General features: G+C 53.6%; 1 protein-coding gene. It reads right to left on the bottom strand.

The genetic code is table 11. The features are described 5' to 3' along the window. Positions 1 to 3,820, bottom strand: a 3,820-nt coding sequence (locus DXB00_RS15940) for an RHS repeat protein (protein WP_199697327.1), incomplete at both ends; no start/stop codon positions are given.

The raw sequence follows: 3,820 nt of genomic DNA, 5'->3' as shown, positions 1-3,820 counted from the left end.
ATCAGATTGCCCGCCGCGTCATAGGTATAAGTGGTCGTACCGTCCTTGCCGGTCTTGCTAACCAGACGGTTTTGCAGATCGTAGGTGTAAGTGTTCGTACCATCGGAAAGCAGATTGCCCGCGAGGTCGTAGGAATACTTCGTATTCTTGCCCTCGATATTGGTGCGGATAAGCTGATTGGCCTTATCGTAGTAGTAGCGTACCAACTCGTCCTTCTTGTCAATGTCTACACCGGAACGGTTTTCACTTACGATATTGCCCGCATCATCGTAGGTATACGCAGTCTGACGGCGTGTGCTGTTGCTCTTGGTGACTTCCTTTTGCAGCGTCAGCAGACCGGCGGCGTTATAATCATACTCGGTCGTGCTGCCGTCGCTGTGGCCTTCCTTGATTGTGCGTCCTTCCGCGTCGCGCGTGTAGGTAATGCCTGTGCCGTCATGGTCGGTCTGGGACTTCACATTGCCGAGACTATCATACGCGGTCGTAACAGCCTTGCCGTCGGGGTAGGTGATGGACAGACGGTTGCTTGCCGCGTCGTAGGTGTACGCCGTGGTCGTGCCGTCCTCATTTGTGACAGCGGTGGTGCGGGAAAGCGCGTCGAACGCAAATGCTACCGTGCCGTTTCCATCCTTGGCCGAGGTCATGTTGCCCGCCTTGTCATAGGCAAAGGTCGCAGTACCATCCGCGTCCTTGCGGGAAACCATGCGATACAACTTGTCGTAGGTGTACGCGGTCTGCTTGCCGTTTTCGTCAACCTGCGTCAGCACATTGCCTTCCTTGTCATGCGTGTAGGTAGTCACGCTGCCCAGCGGAGAGGTTTCGGTCAGCAGATTGCCCGCTGCATCATAGGCATAAGTGGTCGCGGCCTTCTCGTCACCGCCGCCGTACATCGTCGTGCCTGCGGTGTTGCCAAACGAATCATACCGGTACTCGAACATACCGCCTTCGGCGTTGGTCTTGGAAACAAGACGATTCAAGCCGTCATAGGTGTATATGGCCTTGTTCTTGTTGCCGTCGATCACCGCCGTCTGGTTGCCTGCAAGGTCGTATTCGTACTCGGTTGCATGGTTAAGCTGGTTGGTTTCCTTGACCTGCCGATTCATGCAGTCATACGCATACTTCACCCATTCGTTGTTGCGGTTGGTGTACTGAATGAGATTGTTGTTCGCATCATACTGATAAACGGCATACGCATTATTCGCGTCGGTTTCCTTGCGGAGATTACCGGCTGCGTCATAGGTGTAGGTAGTCGTTGCACCCAGCTTGTCCGTGGTTGCTGCTACTCTGCCGCGTGCGTCGTAAGTGTTGGTAACAACACCAGAAAGTGCGTCGGTTTCGGTCAGTACATTGCCGTTCTTATCGTAGGTGTAGGTCGTTGCATTGCCGTTTTCATCGGTTGCAGAAACGACACGACCCAGCGCGTCATAAGCAGACGAGGACACGCCGCCTTCTGCGTCTGTGGTCTTGAGCAGGTTATAGTTTTTGTCGTAGGTGTACTGTGTTGCATTGCCTTCACGGTCAGTGGAAACCAGTACATTGCCTACGCCGTCATATTGCTTTGTTCCCGCATTACCCAGTCCGTCAATCGTTTTTATCACACGATACGCACCGTCGTACTCGCTCTTTGCGATTACTGTTCCGTCCTTGGTGACAGAAACCGTGTTGCCTACCTTGTCGTAGCCGTATTCGGTCACAACACCTACTGCGTTGGTTTCGGTATGCGTTCTGCCGAGTGCGTCATAGGTGTACTTGGTTGCATTGCCGTTCTGGTCGGTTACTTCGCTGACATTTCCGAGCGCATTGTAGGTATAGTGGGTTTCGCCGCCGTCCGCATAGGTGATAACAGTAATCTGGTCTTTGCGGTTGTACTGATACGAAGTTTTGTTGCCTTTCGGGTCAGTGACGGTGAGTTGGTTGCCGTTCGCATCATAGGTGGTAGCAGTCTTACCGCCGAGTTCGTCATAGCTTTCTGTCGTGCGTCCCAGCGCGTCATACACCGTGCGGGTCTTGCTGCCGTCTGCGTTAATCTGCTCTACGGCGCGTCCCAGCAGGTCATAGATATACTTTGTCACATTGCCTTCGGGGTCGGTAACACTAAGCTGATTGCCCGCAAGGTCGTAGGTGTACGCGGTAACGCCGCCGAGTGCGTCCGTTTCGGTCAGCAGCCGTCCTACCTTGTCGTAAGTGTAGGTGGTTTCGTTGCCTTCGCCGTCAATCTGCTTTACCGCTGCATTGATGGCGTTGTACTCGGTCTTGGTTTCATTGCCGTTTGCGTCCGTTGTGACAAGCAGATTGCCAACAGGGTCATAGGTATAGGTTGTCTTGTTGCCTGCACCGTCGGTTTCAGTCTTGGTTCGTCCGAGCGCGTCATAGGTGTAGGTTTTCTTGTTGCCTTCTGCGTCGGTTTCCGAAACCGTGCGTCCCATGCTGTCATACGCATAGATCGTTTCGCCGTCCAGCGCGTCAATCGTCTTTGCTACACGGTCGAGTGCGTCATATTCATAGGTGGTCGCATTACCTTCTGCGTCCGTAGTCTGGATAAGCAGGCCGCGGTCGTTGTAGGTGTAGCGGGTTTCGTTGCCCTCTGCGTCTGTTACCGATACAAGCTGTGCGGTATCCTTGTCATATTCATAGGTGGTTTCATTGCCGTTCGCGTCCGTGCGTTTGAGCGGTTCGCCGTTCGTGCCGTATTCGGTCGTTACCGTGCCGCCGAGCGCGTCCTTGGTCGAGGTGGTAAAGCCGTTGGCATTGTACTCATACGAGGTTTCACCGCCCAGCGCGTCTACGGTTTTCAGCAGCTTGCCCGCCTTGGAGTAGGTATGCTTGGTCGTTGCGGTAGCCGTATCACTCACCTTGGTATGCTCTGCAACGATGCGGCCTACGGCATCGTATTCAAAGCTGGTAACGCCGCCTTCTGCGTCAGTGACAGAAAGCTGCCGTCCCTTATCGTCATACGCATAGGTAGTCTGATTGCCGAGTGCGTCCGTAACCGTAATCGGCAGACCGAGTGCATTATAGGTGTACGAAGTGGTATGTCCGTTCTTATCGCGGAACTCGGTCAAGCTGTGTCCGGAGTAGGTATAGGTTTCCGTATTGCCGAGCGCGTCCGTGATAGACGCAATATCGCCGCCTACCGTATAAGTCAGCGTCATAGCGGTATTGTCCGCATAGCGAACTTTCGTCACATTGCCATTGCTGTCATACTCGTATGCGGTTGCACCGTTCAGACGGTCGCTTGCAGAGTTGGCGCGATAATCGCCGTCATAGGTGTTGGCGGTGGTGTATTCCGTGCCGTCGATAACTGTTCCGATTTTCTGAATGTTGCGGTGGTTATCGTAGTAGTAGCGCGTTTCAAGCCCATTAGCATCTACACAGGTCGTAACACGCGCTTCATCGTCATAGGAAACGTTAGAAACAGTGGGAATGTCCGCATTGATAAATGTCTGCTTTACCACACGGCCTATGCCGTCATACTCGTTCTTAATATAGACTTCGCCTTCAAAGTCGGTAGCACTGTTCAGATAGCCGTCGCCATCGTAGGTATAGTGCAGCGTATCACCGTCCGCATTGGTAACGCCGGTCAGAAGATCGTTGTCATGCTCATACGATACGGTGCGGCCTGCGTTATCGGTCACGGACGAAATATGTCCGTTCGACCATGCCAGCGTATAGCTGCCTGCAATGCCGTCAATCTCGGTCAGTTCATCGCCGTTGTAGGTAAGCTGTGCTACCTGCGTACCATCGGGATTAGAGATGGTTTGCAGCTTGCCGTCATTCGAGAAAATGAACGCTGCGCCGTCCTCGTGCGTCATGCGGTAGC

Source organism: Butyricicoccus sp. OF10-2 (assembly GCF_003481925.1).
GTDB classification, from domain to species: Bacteria; Bacillota; Clostridia; order Oscillospirales; family Butyricicoccaceae; genus Agathobaculum; species Agathobaculum butyriciproducens.
Note: the sequence above shows the minus strand (reverse complement) of the source record. Positions and strands in the feature narration are given on the sequence as shown.